Genomic DNA, 20,256 nt, shown 5'->3' on the forward strand with positions numbered 1-20,256 from the left:
GAGCGCAACTAACACTATTTATTCAGACGCCCTTCAATTAAGGCATCAACCACCGCAGGATCCGCCAGCGTTGAGGTATCCCCAAGGGTATCAATCTCATTGGCAGCAATCTTTCTTAAGATACGACGCATAATCTTACCCGAGCGAGTCTTAGGTAGGCCCGGTGCAAAGTGCAGCAAATCGGGCTTGGCAATAGGGCCTATCTCTTGTTTACATAGCTCAATAAGCTCGGCACTTAAGTTTCCGTCATCTTCAGCGCCATCCATCAACATCAAATAGGCATAAATGCCCTGCCCTTTAATTGCATGCGGGCAGCCAACTACAGCAGCTTCTGCTATTTTAGGGTGAAAAACTAAGGCGCTTTCTATTTCCGCCGTGCCCATACGGTGGCCACTGACATTCAGCACATCGTCTACCCGCCCCGTAATCCAATAATAACCATCTGCATCTCGACGGGCGCCATCACCGGTAAAGTAATAACCTTTATAGGTACTGAAGTAGGTATCAATCAAGCGCTGATGATCACCGTAGACACTACGTATTTGGCCTGGCCAAGAGCTTTTAATTGCAAGTGAACCCTCACCAACGCCCTCTATTTCCAAGCCCTGTTCATCTAGTAGCACAGGTTCAACACCAAAAAAAGGCAAGGTTGCCGAACCGGGCTTTAAGGCTGTCGCACCAGGCAGAGGCGTTAACATATGCCCGCCCGTTTCGGTTTGCCACCAGGTATCCACAATAGGGCAACGAGCTTCACCAACTACGGTGTGATACCAGTGCCAAGCTTCGGGGTTAATTGGCTCACCGACCGTACCTAATAAACGCAAACTACTGCGAGAGCTTTTCTTAACAAAGTCATCTCCCTGCCCCATTAAGGCTCGAATAGCGGTTGGCGCAGTATAGAAAGTATTGACCTTGTGTTTATCACACACCTGCCAACAGCGACCGGCATCAGGATAGGTTGGCACCCCTTCAAACATCAAGGTCTTAGCACCGTTGGCTAGTGGGCCGTAGACAATATAGGTGTGCCCCGTTACCCAACCCACATCGGCAGTACACCAATAAACCTCTCCATCTTGATAATCAAAGGTGTAAAGATGAGTCATCGCGGCCTGAAGCAAATAGCCACCTGTGGTGTGTAAAACGCCCTTGGGCTTACCTGTTGAACCCGAGGTGTAAAGAATAAACAAAGGATCTTCCGCGTCCATGGGCTCAGAAGCACAGTCAGCACTTACTTGCTCTACAAGCTCGTGATACCAACAATCTATTTTGTCATTCCAATTGATATCACCCGAAGTACGCTTAACCACCAACACACTATGTACATTGCTACACTGGGCCACAGCCGCATCAACATTCGCTTTAAGAGGAATGGCCTTGCCGCCACGTACGCCCTCATCAGCCGTTATTACTAACCGACAGTCAGAGTCTAAAATACGATCTTTTAAAGCCTCGGGTGAGAAACCGCCAAACACAACACTGTGTACTGCACCAATGCGTGTGCACGCCAACATGGCATACGCTGCCTCAACGATCATCGGCATGTAAATACAAACCCTATCGCCCTTTTTAACCCCGCGTGCCTTTAGCACATTCGCAAGCTTACATACTTCTTGATGAAGCTCTGCGTAAGTGACCTCTAGATCATCGTCAGGGTCATCACCCTCCCAGATAATAGCTACTTGCTGCGAACGGGTGGCTAGGTGTCTATCTATGCAGTTTTCACTGACATTGAGCTTGGCACCTTTAAACCATGAAGCCTCGCCTTTGTGAAAATCAAAGCTGCGAACTTCATCCCAGGGCTGTTGCCATGTCAGAAAACTCTGCGCTTGCTCAGCCCAAAATAACTCGGGCTGATCTATGCTGCGCTGATACATCGCATCGTATTGCGTTTTGTCTATATGCGCCTGTGCAGCGAAATTTGCAGGCACAGGGAATAGCTCGGAATGACTCATCTCTTAGTCTCCGTCATTATTTTTATTTCTTAGGGGTTGGCCAGAAAGGCCGAGAGGGTGTGGGGCTAGCGTCATGCCGGCCCCGATGTAACTGTAGTGTATCGCCTTAGTGGTTAACCACCATAATATCTTGCTTCAGAGCTGCGATAACACGGGCAGCGGTATTACCTCGGCGAGACTTAATCATGCCGTTTTGACCTAAAGTACCCATCACAACCAAGTCAGCATTGATGCGTTCGGCCACTCTGCTCACGCTCTCATCGGTATAACCCGCTTCTACGTGAATGTGAGTCGACTCTATACCAGTTTCTTTGGCTAAACGCCCACGGTCTGGGTAGTTCATCGAATCAACATAGGCGTTCACAACGTGATACTCAGCACCGTACATATCGGCAACTTCTTTACCCCAGTGCAAAATACTTTTATTCAGCTCTCGCTGAGCATCATCAAGGGCTTGAATATTAACCGCCGCCAAGATCACTTTACGCTGCTCTGTCGCTTGTGGCTGAATTAGAACCACAGGGCATTCTGCCGTTTTTAATAGATCCCACTTAGACTCACTAAATGAGTAGCGAGAGCTATTGTTTGTTCTCTCGTGCACCGGCAAATAGATACGATCAGTACCAAACTGCTTTGAGCTCATCAAAATACTTTTTTGCCACTCGCTCGACCAGCTAATTTCAATGCTGTACTCAACGCCAACTTCTTCTAAAGGCTCACGAATTTCCGATATAAACCAGCTCTGGTCACGACATAAATTATCGTTAATCGCTCGAGTATCAACCGCCTCACTATCAACGATGACAAATACTTTGACGACCGGAAGAGTTGGGCGCAACTTAGCAGTGCGAATAACTCGCTCTAATGCCGGGTGGGAATTACTTGAAGGGTCTACCACCACAAACATGCGTTCAGCTTTAGCCATATCGGATTCCTTTACTTAAAGTCAGTTGCTAATTGCGTTGTTACCAGCCTTTAAGCCTAATAACAAAACTGCGCCTCAACAAGAAGCGCCGCGATTTCTTCATTTAAACACAATGTGCCAATTAGGCACACTGCACGGCAATGGTATTGCTTGTACGTTCTACTTGGTTATTTTCGCCAAGATAAACCAGCTTAGGATCAAAGCTATCGGCTTCAGCTTCGCTCATTTGAGCGTAAGCGGCGATAATGACTCGATCCCCGACCTGCACCTTACGTGCAGCTGCACCATTCATTGAAATCGTACCAGAACCGGCCTCGGCAAGAATGACATAGGTCGTAAAACGCTCGCCATTGTCGACATTGTAGATATCAATGCGCTCAAATTCTCTTAAACCTGCGAGCTTTACAAGATTTTCATCAATAGCGCAGGAACCGTCATACCAAAGCTCAGCTTGGGTAACGCGGGCCATGTGGAGTTTGCCTTTCAGCATACTAATATCCATAGCTTTCCTATTGGGTTGGGGCCATCTGTTTACGTGTGAACGACACATTATCGATCAAACGTGCGGCCTGAGTATACATTGCACCGAGCACACAAATCTCGGCATCGTCATCGGCAGCCAACTCGAGGCTGTGCGCTTCGCAGATTTTAAAATAATCCACGCGAAATCCCTCGCTAGCTAGACGCTCTGCTGCCTGTTTTTCCAATTCTCGAAAAGCGCTCGAACCACCTTCCACCTGCTGTTTTATCCACAGCAGGGTTTTATACAATACGGTTACTTTGGGGCGTTCAGCTTGGCTTATGTAACGATTACGCGAACTGCGCGCCAAGCCATCTTCTTCGCGTGCAATCGGTGCCGCATGTAGCTCTATTGGCATGCATAAATCTTCCACCATGCGCCGAATAACTGCTAACTGTTGAAAATCTTTTAAACCGAATACAGCTATATCAGGCTGTACAATATTAAACAACTTGCTAACAACGGTTGTCACACCTTCAAAATGTCCTGGTCGTGAAGCTCCACAAAGCACATCGGTCATCGTTGGCACAACCACACGGGTCTGCTCCCCCATGCCATTGGGGTAAATCTCATGCTCATCTGGGCAAAACAACATGTCACAGTCGACCGCCTCAAGCCTAGCTATATCTTGCTCTAGGGTACGCGGGTACTTATCCCAGTCTTCATTCAAGCCAAACTGCAAACGATTAACAAAGATACTGACAATAACAATGTCAGCTTCTGCTTGCGCCTGCTTAACAAGGGCCAAATGGCCATCATGAAGATTACCCATTGTGGGCACAAAGGCGATACGCTGTTTACTTTGGCGAGCTTTGGCCAAAGCCTTGCGCACCGAGTCTACGTGGTGAAATACATGCATAGGCGAAGCACTAAAGAAATAATGGCGCGGAGTTTATCCTTACCTGAGCTTTGCTTCAATATTAGCCAGCCATTGGCTTGATCTAAGTAGGCCCTGAATAGCTAATTCTTCAGTTGCTGAGCACATATTCTAGAAACACTACTGACATTAGGTGTCAGTAGTGTGCTGTTAAGCTTGTGAGCAAGGAAGCAACAACACCGGCCTAAGGAGAACAAGATGTACACCTTACACAACTTCCCCTATTCACAGCACGCTCGTAGAGTATTTGTATTACTTGAACAAGCCCAGCTCCATTACAACATCGCACCTATTAGGCAAGTAGAAGACCCGCAGCTAAGGCCTGAATTACAAGCCCTAAATCCCAAGCATCAATTAATAACGCTGGAGACAGCATCACAGCTCTTAAGCGAATCTCATTCTATCTTGCGCCTTATCTGCTCAGAACATCAACTGAACGACTGGTACCCAGAAGACCATCAGCTTCGCGCCACGATAGACCAGTGGTTAGACTGGAACCAGTGCCAACTATCTCCTTTGGTATCAGAGCTTCTCTGGCAACAACTTTTAACACCTAGTGCCAAGCAAAGGCTTACTGTAAGCTCAATAAGAGCTAAGCTCGAACCGTTTATAGAGCATCTAACCGAACAACTCTGGCATCAAAGCTATGTCGCAGGTAAGAGTATGAGCATTGCCGACTTAAGCATTGCTACCAATGTCCATCAACTACTTATTGCCGGTGAGTTAAAGCCATCCGCCCCATTACAAGTCTGGTATGAGAAGGTGAGCCAGCTACCGGGCTTTCAAAGAACACTGAAACCACTAGCCAGCTAAGTATCTATGCGTCCTACCCACCGCCTATTTAATATTATTCAAGCATTAAGAAGCGCCAAACAACCTGTACTAGCGAAGCAGCTCGCCGAGCAATTTGAGGTATCGGTACGCACCATTTATCGAGATATTGCCGAACTGCAAAACCAACATGTTCCTATTGCAGGTGAACCGGGTATTGGCTATGTACTCAAAAGCGGCTTTGAACTACCACCGCTGATGCTAACCCCAGACGAATTAGATGCTATTTTACTAGGCGTAAACTGGGTTTCGAAACGAGGCGACTCAAGCCTAAACAAAGCCTCACTGAGCCTTATTCAAAAACTTCAAAAAGTCGTACCAGAAAACCTTCAAACCAATATTCTCAACGAGCAAAACGTAGCGCCAAGCTATAACGAAGTCTTACAAGACCAGCTCGATATGAGTAAATTGCGTGATGCCATCCGAAATAGGCAAAAAATCAGAATCGACTATCTCAATGCAAAAAACGAAAAAAGCCAACGCACAATATGGCCATTTATGATTGCTTATTTTGATATATCGAGAATTATCTGCGCTTGGTGTGAGCTTAAAAGTGATTTTCGACACTTCCGTAGTGATCGGGTTAATCACATTAACTACCTAAACGAACATTATGATATCAGTGCCGAAGAGCTAAAAACTGAATGGCAAAAGCAACAACAAAGCTGCTCTTAATCACTCATAACAGCATTTTAAGCAAAAGTAATAAAGAAGTTAGCAGTTAAACGCCCTTCAACTGGAGAGCTATTCACATCACGACTTGGGTTTTTAATATAAGCCGAATGCAATACATTAGATGGGTATATCACTAATCTATTTTGCTTATAGGGAACCACATCCAATAGCTCAAAGTGCTCACTAGAATCCGTAAAATACTTTTTCTCTGGCTCACCGTTTTCACCTAGAAAATTCCCCAAAGTCTCTTCAAATATGCTGACACGCGATTCTGAGACTCGCTCATAGCCAGAAGGCTTATGACGGTAAAAAGCTGTACCACCAAACTCCCCCTCGTTTAAATAATGCAAAACTGCAAATGCATTCTCACTAGGCCGATCAAAATGAGGGAGACGTTGACGCGTCCTCAAGTCTTCTTGCTGAGTAGTGATTAAAGAGAAAATACCATCAACAGGGTATAAAGTAAGGCCTCGAGGTACATTAAACTCTTCTCGGTGAAAAATCGGAGCTATCGCCCTCAATAAAGCATTACCATATGCACCATCCACGGGAGAGGTTAGCCCCGGGTAAAACAAGCCCCTAGGCGGAGTGGCATAACTTGCTTGTAAAGCTTGATTACGTACACTTTCGAGGCTTGTCATAAAATCATCTATAACGATAACTGGCGTCTTTTCACTACCCACACTCAAAAGAGACATTGTTAAACGAGGGTTTATTTCCATACAAGACCAGACAACACCAACATGCCAATAAATACAATCAATTTGATCTTTCGAGCTTACTGAGGTTTTCTTGTACTTGCAAACACCTCTTATACTAATTAATGCAGCAGCCCCTCAGGCTTAAGGCTCCATGCCCTGATAGTCCAAGCTAAGGTTTTCAAAACGAGTATATTTACCCACCCACGCAGCTTTAACCGTTCCCGTTTCACCATTACGCTGCTTACCGATAATCACCTCAGCAATGCCTTTATCAGGGCTGTCTTCGTTATAATATTCATCGCGATAAATAAACATAATCACGTCGGCATCCTGCTCAATCGCTCCTGATTCTCGCAAGTCTGAACTCATAGGACGCTTATTGGGCCGCTGCTCCACACCACGATTTAACTGGGATAGACAAATAACGGGGCATTTAAAATCTCGCGCCAAGGCTTTCATCGCACGTGATATCTCAGAGATTTCCTGAGTACGACCTTCGGTAAAACCGCTGATACTCATCAACTGCAAGTAATCGACCATGATCATCGCAGGGTTGCCATGCTCACGCGCAATACGGCGTGTACGCGCCTTCATTTCTCCAGGGCTTAAGCCCGGCGTATCATCAATAAAGAGTTTTTTATCTTTTAATTTTCGTACCGCTAAATCGAGCTTAGGCCAATCGTCTTCATTCAACTTACCTGAGCGCATGCCACCTTGGTCAATACGACCGATGGCACTCATCATCCGCATCACCAACGAATCCGCAGGCATTTCTAGACTAAAGATAAGCACAGGCTGCTCTTGAGTCATCAAGGCTGCTTCAACAAAATTCAAAGCCAGTGCTGTTTTACCCATAGAAGGTCGCGCAGCAAGAATAATTAATTCACCAGGCTGCCAACCCGAGGTTTTGTCATTTAGCGCATCAATACCTGTCGCAAGGCCGGTTATGTTGCCCTGATTTTTCGTACGCTCATCAATTTTCTGTAAGGATTCTTTAAGTAGCTCGTTTACGAATAAGAAACCACCTTCTTTTGGCCGCCCCTCACTTACCTCTAAAAAGCGACGCTCGGCTAAAGCCAATAAATCTTCTGAGCTAAGGCCTGCAGGGTTAAAGCTCGCGCGCGTAATTTCAGTAGAAGTAGTAATGATCTGCCTGAAGGTCGCGTTTTCACGCACAATGCTGGCGTAGGCTACGACGTTTTCACTGACGGGCACATTTGTCGCCAAGTCACTGAGATAAGCCATGCCTCCAACGAGCTCAAGCTCCTCACGCTGACTTAAAGCCTCGGAGATAGTAATGACGTCTAAGGGCTGCTCGGCCTCAATCAGATGCAGCATACAGGCAAAAATAAGGCGATGGGGCTGCTTAAAGAAGTCCTCTTCGCTCAGTACCTCAGCTACCGAGTCAAAATGCGTTGCATCACGCATCAAACCACCAAGCACGCTCTGCTCAGCCTCTAGAGAATAAGGCAGCTTGGTTTCCGTATCCTGAGGCGCTTCGGCCTCTGGTAGGTCTAGATATTCTGTATCTGGCGGGCTATCAGGCATAGGTTATATTTAGGCATAAGTGCCGCAATCCATTGGTTTACACATTGATTGATCCCAGCAAAAAATAAGGCGCTGGCCGCACTGGCAATGCCAGGCAACAAGCGCCTTATTCTAACGAGTTGAGTATAAAGCGCCAGCTAGCTAGCGCCTTATACTTACTCTGCCTCTACAACAAGCTTAACAACTTGAGTCACTTCAACGTGTAGCTGTACGTTAATATCGTACTCGCCCACTTCACGTAAAGTACCTTCAGGTAGCTTAACTTCAGCTTTGGCCACTTCAACGCCAGCAGCAGTAATTGCTTCAGCGATGTCACGAGCACCAATAGAACCGAATAGCTTGCCTTCATCACCTGCGTTAGCTGCGATAACAACGTTAAGCTCTGCAAGTTGAGCTGCACGACCTTGAGCGGCAACCAACTTATCAGAAGCAGCTGCTTCTAGTTCAGCGCGACGTGTTTCGAACTCAGCAACGTTTGCTGTAGTTGCAGGAATAGCTTTACCCTGAGGGATAAGAAAGTTTCGACCAAAACCAGCTTTTACGCTTACTTTGTCGCCAACTGTTCCCAGCTTACCAACTTTATCTAAAAGAATAACTTCCATAGGAGTTTCCTCTAATTAACCAAGACCTAAGAGGCTTGATTAGTATTTAACTTATTTCTTAAATCCAACACTGCATCAAGCAGTGCCAGCAGCATCAACAACAGAGCGCTTAAGGGGATCAATATTAGGGCCATGTATAAGCCCACCAACACACCTGTATTCCAGCCTTTTTTTGCAACAAACCAGTGCACAAATCCCAGCCCCGCAAATAGCAAAGGCAGAGAGCACAAACCACTCCAAAACTGAAGCTGGGCTCCTCCTGCAGTCATGGCAACCGTTAACACAACAAACAACAGCGCAAACTGAGGGTTGAGGCGCAAACCGTGAAACTCCTGCTGAAAACCACCGGGGTTAAACAACAGGGCCTGCCACCAGCGAGCAAGCAAAACACCCAAAAGTGTACTCACCGCTATCCAGTAAGCAATTAAGCCACTGGCGCTGATTTGACTCCAACCATCCGTTAGAGCCTGAAGCTCCGGAGTTAACTGAGTATCATCGCTCTCGAGCAAGGTCGAGAAAAAAGCGCTGACATCCGCCGCTAGCGTTGGTTGCATTGCCGTAATCAGCACTGCAGCAAGCCCACTTAACAGTAAGCTTGCAGCCAAGGTTAACGGCCAGTTAATACTCTGGCGCAACACTAAACAAACCATAAAACCGACAAAAAAGACGGCGATGCTTGCTAGTGCCATAGGTGCAGCCACTTGACCTAGCCATAAAGCAATAAATGCTGGCAGACTAGCCCAAAGGCTAATTATTAATCCTTCTTGCCACCCCTTTCTGAGAGTGACCAAACCAAGTACCGCCTGGGAAACAAAAGGAATCCAGCTTCCAATTAAGGCAATGACTATGGCCTGAATGCGGCCCCGCATTACAAATGCGGCTAAGGCCTTGAACATAGTTCTACGCTCTTGTTCTGCTTACGTGCCGATTACCGGTCGTGGCTATCGGTGTAAGGCAGCAAAGCAACGTAACGAGCGCGCTTGATCGCAGTAGCGAGCTGACGCTGATACTTAGCTTTGGTTCCAGTGATACGGCTAGGAACGATTTTGCCCGTCTCTGAGATATAAGCTTTCAGAGTATCTAGGTCTTTAAAGTCGATCTGCTTAACACCTTCAGCGGAGAAGCGGCAGAACTTACGACGACGGAAAAAACGAGCCATGTCTTATTCTCCTTCAGTGCTTTCAGTTGATTCGGCAGGTGCTGGTGCAGGAGCCTTATCAGACTCTTGTGCACGTTGCTCTGCACGTACTTTACGCTCACGGCTTTCTTTTTCCGACTTCATGATTGGCGACTCTTCAGTAATCGCTTCATCAGTACGGATAACCAAGTGACGTAATACAGCATCGTTATAACGGAAGTTGGTAGTTAACTCTTCCAACGCTTCGTTATTAGTTTCACAGTTGATAAGCACGTAGTGAGCTTTGTGAATCTTGTTGATGCTATAAGCTAGGTGACGACGACCCCAGTCTTCAAGACGGTGGATCTTACCACCATCTTTAGTGATGGTCTCAGAGTAGCGCTCGATCATACCGGGCACTTGCTCGCTCTGGTCTGGATGGACCAGAAATAGAACTTCATAATGACGCATAAACTCTCCTTTCGGATAACGAGCTTCCCGTGCGTGCGGTGAAGCAAGGAGTGAATGAATGTAGCCCCTTAGAAAAAGGGGCGGCGTACTATAGGGCTGAGGCGATCAAAATGCAAGCAGATAGTGCTAACACAGATAAACAAGCTACAAGCTAACGGTATTCTTTTCCGGCAAACAGCCTTTGGCAAACGCATCAATGTTAGCAAGCGTGGTTTGAGCGATGGTTTCCAATGCCTCATTACTAAAAAAGGCCTGATGACCAGTGACAACCACATTAGGGAAGGTTAAAAGCCGCGCAAACACATCGTCGGTTAGTATGCGGTTACTGTAGTTTTCAAAAAACAAACCCGCCTCTTCTTCATACACATCCAAGCCCAACCAACCTATCTTGCCGCTTTTCAAACCCTCAATAACCGCTGGCGTATCAACAAGACCACCTCGACTGGTGTTGATTAACATGACACGGTCTTTCATTAACGGAATACTATTAACATTGACCAAATGATAGGTTGAGGCAACCAGAGGGCAGTGCAAGCTAATGATGTCACTTTGCGCCCACAACTGCTCAAGCTCAACATAGTCCCCCACACTCTTAAACCTATCATTTTGCTGGGGGTCATAGGCAATCACCTTGCAACCAAAGCCCTTCATGATTCGCGCAAAAGTATAACCAATCGTGCCTGTACCAATAACCCCAACTGTTTTGCCATTAACCTCAAAACCTTGCAGCCCTTGCAAGCTATAGTCATTCTCTCGAATACGATTAAACGCGCGATGGATATTGCGATTGAGATCCAGAATTAAAGCAACGGCATGCTCAGCAACCGTGTTGGGGCTATATTCAGGCACGCGACACACCAATAATCCGCAGCGCTTAGCAGCCTCTAGATCGACATTATTAAAACCCGCACAACGCAGAGCAATTAATTTCACCCCCAGCTCAGCCAAGCCCTCGATGACAGCCGCATTAACTCTGTCATTCACAAAGCAACAGACCACATCAAAACCCGCCGCCATAGGCAGGGTATCCTCGCTTAGGCCTGGGCTAAAGAAACTTAAAAGATGCTCGGTGTGATGTCTCTTAAAGCTTTCTTTGTCATAGGGTTTCGAATTAAATACTGCGACCTTCATACCGACCTCTCCTTGGGCGAACCGAAAACACTAAAATAAAATTGAGCCGAAAAACAGTTAGAGTACTTTCCGCTGACGCACCAGCTCAAAAAGAATCACACCAGTAGCAACACTGACATTTAAGCTACTGACCTCTCCGGCCATGGGGATTTTAACTAAGCTATCACAACACTCACGCGTTAAGCGACGCATGCCTTTACCTTCAGCCCCCATTACTACCACACGAGAACCACTTAGATCAGCCTGATACAACTCTTCACTTGCCTCACCTGCCGTACCAGTTATCCACATACCCAATTCTTGTAACTTTTTAAGACAACGAGCCAAGTTGGTGACCGACACCAAAGGCACTGTATCTGCGGCGCCGCTGGCCACCTTTCTTGCGACCTCTGTTAAACCTGCGCTGTTATCTTTAGGCACAACAACCGCATCCACACCTGCCGCATCGGCAGTTCGCAAACAGGCACCCAAGTTATGAGGGTCGGTAACACCATCTAAGACAAGTACCGTCGCTGGGCCACCCAAACCCTCGATTAATTTATAGAGATCTTTCTCTCCGTAACTTCTACCGGGCTTGAGTTCAGCAAAAACGCCCTGGTGGCGACCATCACACAAACGATCTAATTCATCTTTTTCTAACCAGCGCGGCCTGATACCGACCTTCTCACAAGCGGCAAGTAACTTCTGCATACGCTGATCTTGGCGCCCCTGCGCAGCGTATAGTTGCTTAATGCGCTCTGGGGCGGTTTTTACAATGACTTGTAAGGCATGAAAGCCAAATGCAGTTTCAGTTGTCATACTTAATTCTTTTTAGGTTTAGGCTTAGCGCCACTTTTTTTAACTTTTTGCGAATGCTTTTTCTTCGCTTTTTTAGGCCCAGCATTATTCTTGCTAGCACCTTGATCTGGCGCCGCGCTCTTTTTCGCGGTCGCACTTTTTCTCTTTTTCGCTTTAGGCTTACGTTTTGTTTTTTCTTCTAGCTTCGGTTTAGTGTTATCCGCTGCGGCCCGCTTTCTTGGCATTCTCTTTTCTGCAGGCTCCACCACCTGCTTAGCTGAAACGCCTTTAGGCTTAGCGCCTCTCCCCTTTTTTCTACTCTTGCCAACTTCGACAAGATCAAAATCAATTTTTCGATCATCCAAGTTCACCCTAGCAACCTGCACACGAAGCTCTCCACCCAAGTGAAAAGTGCGCCCTGTGCGCTCCCCCGTTAAACGGTGCTGAACCGCACTGTGGTGATAATAATCTTGCGGTAAAGCCGTAATATGAATTAAACCTTCAACATAAAGATCTTTTAATTCCACAAACAGGCCAAAAGCCGTCACTGCGGTGATGACCCCATCAAAATGCTCACCAACTCGCTCTTGAAGATACTCACACTTAAGCCAGCTAACTACATCTCGTGTCGCATCATCTGCCCGACGTTCGCAGGTTGAACACTGCTCACCCAAAGCATCCATGGCCGCGTCATCATAAGGGTATATTTTTTGCGTTTTTAAATGCGTGGCCGTATCAACTCTGCGCACATAACGACTTTCTCGCTGTGAGCGGATCACACTGCGAATCGCTCTGTGCACTAATAAATCAGGGTAGCGCCGGATAGGTGAGGTAAAGTGAGCATATGCTTTATAGGCCAAACCAAAATGACCTAAATTATCCGGTTGATATACGGCTTGATTCATTGAGCGCAGCATAACCGTTTGAATTAAATGGGCATCACTGCGACCTTTGGCCTGCTGCATAACGTCTTGGTAATCTGCTGGCTGCACAACCCTACGTGCCGGCATAGACAAACCAAGCTCAGCCAAATAACTGTGCAGTAATTCTAATTTTTCCGCCTTGGGCGGCTCGTGAACTCGGTACAAAGCCGGCAGCTTATGCTGCTCTAAAAACTTTGCCGCACAGACATTGGCGGCTAGCATGCATTCTTCAATTAGGCGATGAGCATCATTCCTGTGAACTGGAACAATCTGTTTGATTTTTCGCTCTTCATCAAATTCGATACGAGTCTCGACTGTTTCAAACTCAATCGCTCCACGCTGCGCACGCGCCCCATGCAAACATAAATAAAGATCATGCAGGCAATCTAAGCCTGGCAATAAAGCCTTCAACTTTGTTCGCGTAGGAGTACCACCAGCCTTACCAGCGCGCTCCTCCAGTACTTTGCCAACCTCGGTATAAGTGAGGCGAGCCTTACTGTGCATAAGCGCTTCATAAAACTTATAACCGCTCACTCGACCAGAAGCACTAATAGTCATCTCACAGACCATACACAAACGATCGACCAAAGGATTTAACGAGCATAGGCCATTACTAAGTAGCTCAGGCAACATTGGCACAACTTGGCGAGGAAAGTAGACGGAGGTCGCACGCTTTTGCGCTTCCTCATCTAACGCTGAGCCTAATTCAACATAATGACTAACATCGGCAATTGCTACATAAAGACGCCAACCACCTGACGACTTTGTCTCACAATAAACGGCGTCATCAAAATCACGAGCATCTTCGCCATCAATCGTCACAAAGGACAGATCACGCAGGTCGACTCGATTTGCTTTATCAGCTTCTTTAACTTCAGCACTCATGCTCTCAAGCTGTTTATCCACCGCTTGTGGCCAAATATGCGGAATGCCATGAGAACGAATGGCAACATCAATTTCCATGCCTGGCGCCAAATGATTCCCCAGTACCTCTTTTACTCGCGCCAAGGGCCGCTGGTGCTTACCCGGTTGCTGCACCAATTCAGCAACAACAATCTGCCCAGGTTTTGCACCACCATCATCCTCTAGCATGATGTCATTTGAAATTTTGGGATTATCTGGCACTAAAAAGGCATAAGCACCATCAAGCATCAACTGCCCAACAAGCTCCGTCGTATTGCGTACCAAGACCTCAACAATATGCCCTTCGACCTGCCCGCGGAAATTAGTCTGCCCCTTGCGTATTAACACCTCATCGCCATCAAATACTTTGCGCATTTGGCGATTGGTCAGGTACACATCGGGGCCACCATCAGCAGGGCGCACAAAGCCATAACCATCTCGGTGAGCAAGCACTCGACCTTTGGCTAAATCCATTTTATCAACGCGACCAAAGGCACCTTTGCGGTCGCTGATTAACTGACCATCTCGAACCATGGCAATTAGACGCCGGCGTAAAGCCTCAATCGCGGTGTCATCATCAAGCTTCAAAATCGAACATAGCTTTTTATGGCTTAAAGGCCCCTCGGAGCTCTCTAAGACATCAAGAATAAATTCACGACTTGGAATGGGGTTATCGTATTTTTGCGCTTCGCGCTCTGCAAAACGGTCTTGTTTTGTCATTAAGTGTGCACATCCTATTGGGCGGCTTTAAGCACATTGTAAGGGATTTCTAAGCAATAAGTGCCTAGAGTGTAGAATTTGATCAAAAATACCTAAATGCCAGCATATTAATTTATACGCCTAGGCCAATGTGAGCAGCAAGAATGCTAGAATGCGCGGCAAAACAATAAGCCACGCTGAGAACACGACCCTAGGAGCACATATGTTCAAACACGCACTTATTTTATGCTCAGGATTAGTAGCTGCTAGCCAAGCCGCTGCTAACGACCTATACATCGACTTGAGCAACGATACCTTTCACGCTCGCTTTGACGCCACTCACGCCAGTAACAACATTCGCTATTCGGCAGAAACCCTCATTACCGAAGATCAAGGTTATGTTGTGGATGCCGGCATGTGGACTTACGGAGATATAGGCAGCAATAAGGCAATTCAAGGCGGTCTAGGCGGCAAGATTTATTACGGTGATACTGACAACGATGCCATCACTGCACTCGCCCTAGGCGGAACCATTAACATTGCAATCCCCGGGGTAGATGGCCTTAGCATCAGCAGTGATTTATTCTTTGCTCCATCCATTACTGTTAACAACGACTTTAAAAACTTAAGTGATTTTAATTTACGCGTGAACTGGGCTTTATTTGAAAATGCCGCAATATACGGCGGCCTTCGCCAGCTTGAAGCAGACTATAAACACAGTGGCTCTCATGAATTTGATGAAGGCTTACATGCCGGTATAAAAATGAGTTTTTAAAACCACTGCACACAAATAAAAAAGCCCGCTTTGCGGGCTTTTTTATTATTAATTAATACTGTTTATTTTAATTTTCTTAGGCTTCATTGCTTCAGGAATTTCCCGAGTAAGAAAAATAGTTAATAAGCCATTTTTCAAATCAGCGCCATCAACTTTGACGTGATCGGCTAGGTTAAACTTTCTTTCAAAAGAGCGCTCTGCAATCCCCTGATACAGGTATTGACGCCCCTCTTCCAGCTTTTGCTTTTTACCAGAAACACTTAAGTTTCCATTCTCAACATTAATATCAATTTCAGCTTCAACAAAACCCGCGACAGCGATAGTGATTGCATAGGCATTCTCACCCGTCACCTCAATATTATAAGGCGGATAGCCTGTTGAGCTAGGGCTTGTTCTAAGCGCCGAGTCTAGGATATTAGCAACACGATCAAAACCAACAGTGCTGCGATATAAAGGTGTTAAATCAATAGCATTCATACATATTCTCCAAAGAAGCAATACGATTAAAATTACCCGCCATACTTAGATGCCCGGGCCGTAATATATAAATAAGATTGAATTGAAGGTTTTCAAGGGCGGAAGGAAAAATTAACCGAGGCTATTTAGAAGTTCCTGCAATACATTATTAAATAAGTGTGCATGCTCACGACCGATCTCAGTAAATCTAAGACCAAGCTTAGCGCTATTATCTTCAAGAAGAGCATGGTGAGCGACACAAGTTTTAGCTCTTATTGCATGCATCTCACCTCGATAGGGCATCAATATTTCTATATTTACCTGCGAGTTTAAGGGCAGCATATTGGGAAAACGAATAGAAACGCCGCCCTTACTCACATCATTTACGGGCACAGCATAGATGGAGCGATCCATCAACATAACTCTCGCCTGCCATTTTATCGCGAAGCGCTGGTGACGCCGCCGTTCCGCACCCATATTGACTCCAAAGCACCAGTACAAATACTACACCTAGCTTCAGTGTAGGCGCTCAGGGCCTGTATAACTAAAAATCCTCCTATAAAAACAAAAAAACCCGCATTAAGCGGGTTTCTAGCAAGGTTTAAGGTCTATTCAAATGGGTGCCTTAAAACAATGGTCTCAACCCTATCTGGGCCAGTTGAGATTATATCGACAGGCACACCTACAAGCTCTTCAAGACGGGCAATATAGTTAAGCGCAGTTTGAGGCAAGTCTTCACGACACTGAACACCAAACGTTGTTTCAGACCAACCAGGCATAGTTTCATAGACAGGTACAATGTTATCCCAATCTTCGCTGCAGCTTGGTACAGGAATCGCTTCACCAGCTTTGTTTTGGTAACCAGTACAAATTTGAATCTCTTCTAGGCCATCAAGCACATCAAGCTTAGTTAAGCAGATACCGGTAACAGAGTTAATCTGCACGGCATGTTTAACCGCCAAAGCGTCAAACCAACCCGTACGACGCTTGCGACCTGTAGTAGCACCAAACTCATGCCCTTTAACACCCAAGTGCTGACCCACTTCACAATCAAGCTCAGTAGGGAAAGGCCCAGAACCAACACGAGTGGTATAAGCCTTCGTAATACCAAGTACATAGTCAAGATAACAAGGCCCAAAGCCTGAGCCGGTTGCAGCACCACCAGCAGTGGTATTCGACGAAGTCACATAGGGGTAAGTACCGTGATCAATATCAAGTAAGGAGCCCTGAGCCCCCTCAAACAAGATACTCTCTTGATTTTCACGCGCGCTATGTAAAGTGCCTGTTACATCACTCATCATAGGCAGCAATTGCTCACGCATTTCAATGCATTGGGCAAGCAAGGTATCAAAGTCGATAGGCTCGGCTTTGTAATAATGCTCTAGCGAGAAGTTGTGGAAGCTAAGTACTTCACGCAATTTCTCTGTAAAGCCTTCAAGATCTTTCATATCATCAAGACGCAAGCCTCGACGGCTAACTTTATCTTCATAGGCGGGGCCAATACCACGGCCTGTGGTACCGATCTTGGAAGCACCGCGAGCCACTTCACGCGCCTGATCCAAAGCAACATGATAAGACAGGATAAGCGGGCAAGAAGGGCTTAGCTTCAAACGCTCACGAACAGGAATACCCTGCTCCTCAAGCTCAGCAATCTCTTTAAGTAGAGCCTCTGGACTCAAGACCACACCATTACCGATGTAGCAGGTCACACCTTCACGTAATACCCCAGAAGGAATAAGGTGAAGAACGGTCTTTTTGCCGTCAATAACGAGTGTGTGACCAGCATTATGACCACCTTGGAAACGCACTACGTGAGCGATTTCCTCAGTCAGCAAATCAACGATTTTACCTTTGCCTTCGTCACCCCACTGAGTGCCAAGTACGACAACATTCTTACCCATGTTCAAGTTCTTCTCTTAAGAAAGTTCTAACAATGTCACGCAAAAGCCAGTATCGGACTTTTGCAAAATTCGATTACAGTTTTGATGAGCGCTAGGCTCAAGCTGACCGCCCAGCCCACACACGACACGCTCACCAGAAGCACGCAAAGCTTGCACCTCAGCCCAGTACTCAGAGGCATCAAACTGTGGAGCAAAAATACCTGTGACTTGCTCAGCGGCAGCGTCAACCTGCTGGCGAACAACGGTTAAATCTACCGCAAAACCAGTAGCAGGTCGTGAACGCCCAAAGACTTCACCAATACTGTCGTAGCGACCGCCATTAGCAATGGATGCACCAACACCCGGCGCAGATGCGCCAAAAACGATACCGGTAAGATAGTGATAACCACGCAATTCACTTAGATCGAAGTAGAGCTTGGCATCAGGGAAGCGCTGCTGCAGGGCGTCGGCAACGACTTTTAATTCATTCACTGCACTAAGCACGGCTGCCGGAGCATGCGCAAAACACGCCAGAGCCTCATCAAGAACTGAACTATCACCGGCTAAGCTGGGTAATTTAAGGAACCACTGACGCTGAGTTTCATCGGCGACTTCGATCTCAAGCCAGCGTTCAATTTCACTAAGCGCCTTCACCTGCATCAACTCAAACAGTGCGCCCTCTTGCTCACAGCTCAAGCCTGCATGCTCAGCTAAGGCTCGGAAGACACCCACATGGCCAAGATCAACGTACTGCTCAGGCAAACCGGCTTCTTCTAGAGTGGCAATCAGCAAACCGATCACTTCTATATCTGCATCGGCGCCAGCCTCACCAAACAGCTCCACCCCCACTTGAATAGGTGTGCGTGAAACCAGAGGCCCTTTAGGGCGAGTGTGGAAAACATGACCGGCATAACATAAGCGATTGATGCCTTCACGCTTTAAGCTATGCGCATCCATACGAGCGACCTGCGGGGTGATATCAGCACGCAAACCCAACATCTTGCCACTTAACTGGTCGGTCAGTTTGAACGTTAGCAGCTCGACATCGTCGTCGGAGCCGGCAAGCAAGGAATCGGTAAATTCGAGCATGGGAGGAATAACATAGTCATAACCCCAAGCTTTAAATAAGTTCACCAGACGGCGGCGCAGGGCTTCAACCTGAGAGGCCTGTTCTGGCAGCATTTCTTCGATGGCATCTGGCAATAGCCAGCGATCTACTTTTTTCATGAAGGTAAAAACCAACGCAATTAGCGAATAATCATCAGTACTGCCACACCTAGCAGCATACTGATCAGACCAATAATACGGATTTGGCGATCATCCATGCCAGCCAACTGAGCAACCAAGGAACGCCAGCGCTGAGGGTAGAGGAAGGGAATAATGCCTTCAACCACCAATACCAAACAAAAAGCGCTAGCCAGTTCTATCCACATACGAGTCTAATTTTTAGGGGCTTAAGCCCTATTGTGCTGGCTCAATTAAGCACAGCTAAGCTGAAAGCAAGTACGATTGAACCATGCCTCTGACATTCAAGGCACAAAAAAACCGGCCCATGTGAGCCGGTTTCCTTATTCTATCACGCTTTAAGAGCTTGAACACTAAAAGAGCAAACCTTCGCCCTACTTACCTGTCGCGTTATTCAAGTAGCGGAAGAAATCACTTTTAGGGTCAACCAACATAACGTCTTCTTTCGAGCTAAACGAGTTGCGATATGCAGTCAAACTACGCTGAAAGGCATAAAACTCTGGGTCTTTGTTATAGGCGTCTGCATAAATAGCCGTCGCTTTTGCATCGCCCTCACCTCGAAGCAGCTCTGCATCTCGATAAGCTTGAGCTTCAAGCACCGCTTTTTGACGATCTGCATCAGCACGAATGATTTCAGCCTGCTCCTTGCCTTTAGAGCGATGATCACGAGCCTCACGCTCACGCTCTGCGCGCATACGACGGAATACCGCTTCACTCAACTCATCAGGCAAATCAATTTTCTTAACACGCACATCGATAATTTCAGCCCCCAAAGAAGTCTTGGTGAATTCATTTAACTGCTCAACCAAGTCGGTCATCAACAGGTCACGCTCACCACCCACCACTTCTTGCAAAGTGCGCTGTGCAAACTGGTTGCGAAGCCCCTCATTAACTCGCTGGCTTAATAGACGCTGAGCTCGATCTTCTTCACCGTTTGTGGCGGTGTAGTATTTGCCCACATCAAGAATGCGCCACTTAGTGAAAGAGTCCACTTCAACGCTTTTCTTCTCAACCGTTAAGAAACGCTCAGGGCGTGAATCAACAGTCAAAATACGCGCATCAAAGATTCGCACCTGATCAATAACAGGAATCTTCACATGCAGGCCAGGCTGAATATCGGCATTGTTCAATTTACCTAAACGTAAAAGAACACCACGCTGATATTCACTGACAATATAGAGAGAGTTAGAACCAATAACGGCAACAATAACCAATAAAATTACAAAACCTAAACTCTTGCCTTGCATC

Annotated in this window: 22 protein-coding genes; 3 read left to right on the forward strand and 19 right to left on the reverse strand. The window is 46.6% G+C overall.

The annotated features are described in order from the left end of the window. Window positions 1–14: 14 nt before the first annotated feature. The 4 genes from acs to panC all read right to left on the reverse strand — a co-directional run bounded on the left by acs (window position 15) and on the right by panC (window position 4,256). Window positions 15–1,952, reverse strand: a complete 1,938-nt coding sequence (acs, locus tag AB1S55_RS00840; RefSeq protein WP_370979880.1) for an acetate--CoA ligase — start codon at window positions 1,950–1,952, stop codon at window positions 15–17. Between the two features lie 106 nt (window positions 1,953–2,058). Further along, window positions 2,059–2,877 (reverse strand): universal stress protein, encoded by an 819-nt coding sequence (locus AB1S55_RS00845; RefSeq protein WP_370979881.1) that lies wholly within the window; start codon window positions 2,875–2,877, stop codon window positions 2,059–2,061. Between the two features lie 121 nt (window positions 2,878–2,998). Then, window positions 2,999–3,379 carry an aspartate 1-decarboxylase gene (panD, locus tag AB1S55_RS00850; RefSeq protein WP_370979882.1) on the reverse strand — a complete coding sequence of 127 codons (381 nt, stop codon included), beginning with the start codon at window positions 3,377–3,379 and terminating at the stop codon, window positions 2,999–3,001. Window positions 3,380–3,386: 7 nt separating this feature from the next. Beyond that, on the reverse strand, window positions 3,387–4,256 hold the full coding sequence (gene panC, locus AB1S55_RS00855) for a pantoate--beta-alanine ligase (protein WP_370979883.1): 870 nt from the start codon (window positions 4,254–4,256) through the stop codon (window positions 3,387–3,389). A gap of 216 nt (window positions 4,257–4,472) precedes the next feature. Between panC and AB1S55_RS00860 the strand changes: the two genes are divergently transcribed. Together AB1S55_RS00860 and AB1S55_RS00865 are read left to right on the forward strand one after the other, a co-directional pair. Further along, window positions 4,473–5,087 (forward strand): glutathione S-transferase family protein, encoded by a 615-nt coding sequence (locus AB1S55_RS00860; protein WP_370979884.1) that lies wholly within the window; start codon window positions 4,473–4,475, stop codon window positions 5,085–5,087. Between the two features lie 6 nt (window positions 5,088–5,093). Then, window positions 5,094–5,780 carry a helix-turn-helix transcriptional regulator gene (locus AB1S55_RS00865; RefSeq protein ID WP_370979885.1) on the forward strand — a complete coding sequence of 229 codons (687 nt, stop codon included), beginning with the start codon at window positions 5,094–5,096 and terminating at the stop codon, window positions 5,778–5,780. A gap of 17 nt (window positions 5,781–5,797) precedes the next feature. Here the strand turns inward: AB1S55_RS00865 and AB1S55_RS00870 are convergent, their stop codons facing one another. The 9 genes from AB1S55_RS00870 to rnr all read right to left on the reverse strand — a co-directional run bounded on the left by AB1S55_RS00870 (window position 5,798) and on the right by rnr (window position 14,673). Further along, window positions 5,798–6,502: a DUF6445 family protein gene (locus tag AB1S55_RS00870; protein ID WP_370979886.1), complete on the reverse strand. Its 705-nt coding sequence runs from the start codon at window positions 6,500–6,502 to the stop codon at window positions 5,798–5,800. A gap of 120 nt (window positions 6,503–6,622) precedes the next feature. After that, complete coding sequence (gene dnaB / locus AB1S55_RS00875; RefSeq protein WP_370979887.1) at window positions 6,623–8,029, reverse strand: replicative DNA helicase; 1,407 nt, start codon at window positions 8,027–8,029, stop codon at window positions 6,623–6,625. 155 nt (window positions 8,030–8,184) lie between these two features. Continuing rightward, entirely contained in the window at window positions 8,185–8,631 is a 447-nt protein-coding gene (gene rplI, locus AB1S55_RS00880; protein ID WP_370979888.1) for a 50S ribosomal protein L9, read from the reverse strand. Window positions 8,632–8,657: 26 nt separating this feature from the next. After that, a complete protein-coding gene (locus AB1S55_RS00885; protein WP_370979889.1) occupies window positions 8,658–9,527 on the reverse strand; it encodes a hypothetical protein in 870 nt (289 codons plus the stop codon). A gap of 32 nt (window positions 9,528–9,559) precedes the next feature. Next, window positions 9,560–9,790, reverse strand: a complete 231-nt coding sequence (gene rpsR, locus AB1S55_RS00890; RefSeq protein ID WP_370979890.1) for a 30S ribosomal protein S18 — start codon at window positions 9,788–9,790, stop codon at window positions 9,560–9,562. A gap of 3 nt (window positions 9,791–9,793) precedes the next feature. Beyond that, window positions 9,794–10,219: a 30S ribosomal protein S6 gene (rpsF, locus tag AB1S55_RS00895; RefSeq protein ID WP_370979891.1), complete on the reverse strand. Its 426-nt coding sequence runs from the start codon at window positions 10,217–10,219 to the stop codon at window positions 9,794–9,796. Window positions 10,220–10,363: 144 nt separating this feature from the next. After that, window positions 10,364–11,350 carry a 2-hydroxyacid dehydrogenase gene (locus tag AB1S55_RS00900; protein ID WP_370979892.1) on the reverse strand — a complete coding sequence of 329 codons (987 nt, stop codon included), beginning with the start codon at window positions 11,348–11,350 and terminating at the stop codon, window positions 10,364–10,366. Between the two features lie 57 nt (window positions 11,351–11,407). Then, window positions 11,408–12,148 (reverse strand): 23S rRNA (guanosine(2251)-2'-O)-methyltransferase RlmB, encoded by a 741-nt coding sequence (rlmB, locus tag AB1S55_RS00905; protein WP_370979893.1) that lies wholly within the window; start codon window positions 12,146–12,148, stop codon window positions 11,408–11,410. A 2-nt stretch (window positions 12,149–12,150) separates the two neighbouring features. Continuing rightward, entirely contained in the window at window positions 12,151–14,673 is a 2,523-nt protein-coding gene (gene rnr / locus AB1S55_RS00910; RefSeq protein WP_370979894.1) for a ribonuclease R, read from the reverse strand. Between the two features lie 202 nt (window positions 14,674–14,875). Here rnr and AB1S55_RS00915 point away from each other — a divergent pair, with 202 nt between their 5' ends. Further along, on the forward strand, window positions 14,876–15,427 hold the full coding sequence (locus AB1S55_RS00915) for a YfaZ family outer membrane protein (protein ID WP_370979895.1): 552 nt from the start codon (window positions 14,876–14,878) through the stop codon (window positions 15,425–15,427). Window positions 15,428–15,475: 48 nt separating this feature from the next. On the opposite strand, the gene AB1S55_RS00920 is transcribed toward AB1S55_RS00915, so the two are convergent. The 6 genes from AB1S55_RS00920 to hflC form a co-directional block, all read right to left on the reverse strand. After that, window positions 15,476–15,904, reverse strand: coding sequence for an Hsp20 family protein (locus AB1S55_RS00920; RefSeq protein ID WP_370979896.1), 429 nt, complete (start codon window positions 15,902–15,904; stop codon window positions 15,476–15,478). A 111-nt stretch (window positions 15,905–16,015) separates the two neighbouring features. Next, window positions 16,016–16,360 carry a PilZ domain-containing protein gene (locus AB1S55_RS00925; protein ID WP_370979897.1) on the reverse strand — a complete coding sequence of 115 codons (345 nt, stop codon included), beginning with the start codon at window positions 16,358–16,360 and terminating at the stop codon, window positions 16,016–16,018. 131 nt (window positions 16,361–16,491) lie between these two features. Next, window positions 16,492–17,784, reverse strand: coding sequence for an adenylosuccinate synthase (locus tag AB1S55_RS00930; protein ID WP_370979898.1), 1,293 nt, complete (start codon window positions 17,782–17,784; stop codon window positions 16,492–16,494). A 15-nt stretch (window positions 17,785–17,799) separates the two neighbouring features. Beyond that, window positions 17,800–18,990 carry an ATP phosphoribosyltransferase regulatory subunit gene (locus AB1S55_RS00935; protein WP_370979899.1) on the reverse strand — a complete coding sequence of 397 codons (1,191 nt, stop codon included), beginning with the start codon at window positions 18,988–18,990 and terminating at the stop codon, window positions 17,800–17,802. 20 nt (window positions 18,991–19,010) lie between these two features. Further along, on the reverse strand, window positions 19,011–19,196 hold the full coding sequence (locus tag AB1S55_RS00940; protein WP_370979900.1) for a DUF2065 domain-containing protein: 186 nt from the start codon (window positions 19,194–19,196) through the stop codon (window positions 19,011–19,013). Between the two features lie 186 nt (window positions 19,197–19,382). Beyond that, complete coding sequence (gene hflC / locus AB1S55_RS00945; protein WP_370979901.1) at window positions 19,383–20,255, reverse strand: protease modulator HflC; 873 nt, start codon at window positions 20,253–20,255, stop codon at window positions 19,383–19,385. Window position 20,256: the final 1 nt, after the last annotated feature.

The organism is Agaribacterium sp. ZY112, from assembly GCF_041346925.1.
Classification (GTDB): domain Bacteria; phylum Pseudomonadota; class Gammaproteobacteria; order Pseudomonadales; family Cellvibrionaceae; genus Agaribacterium.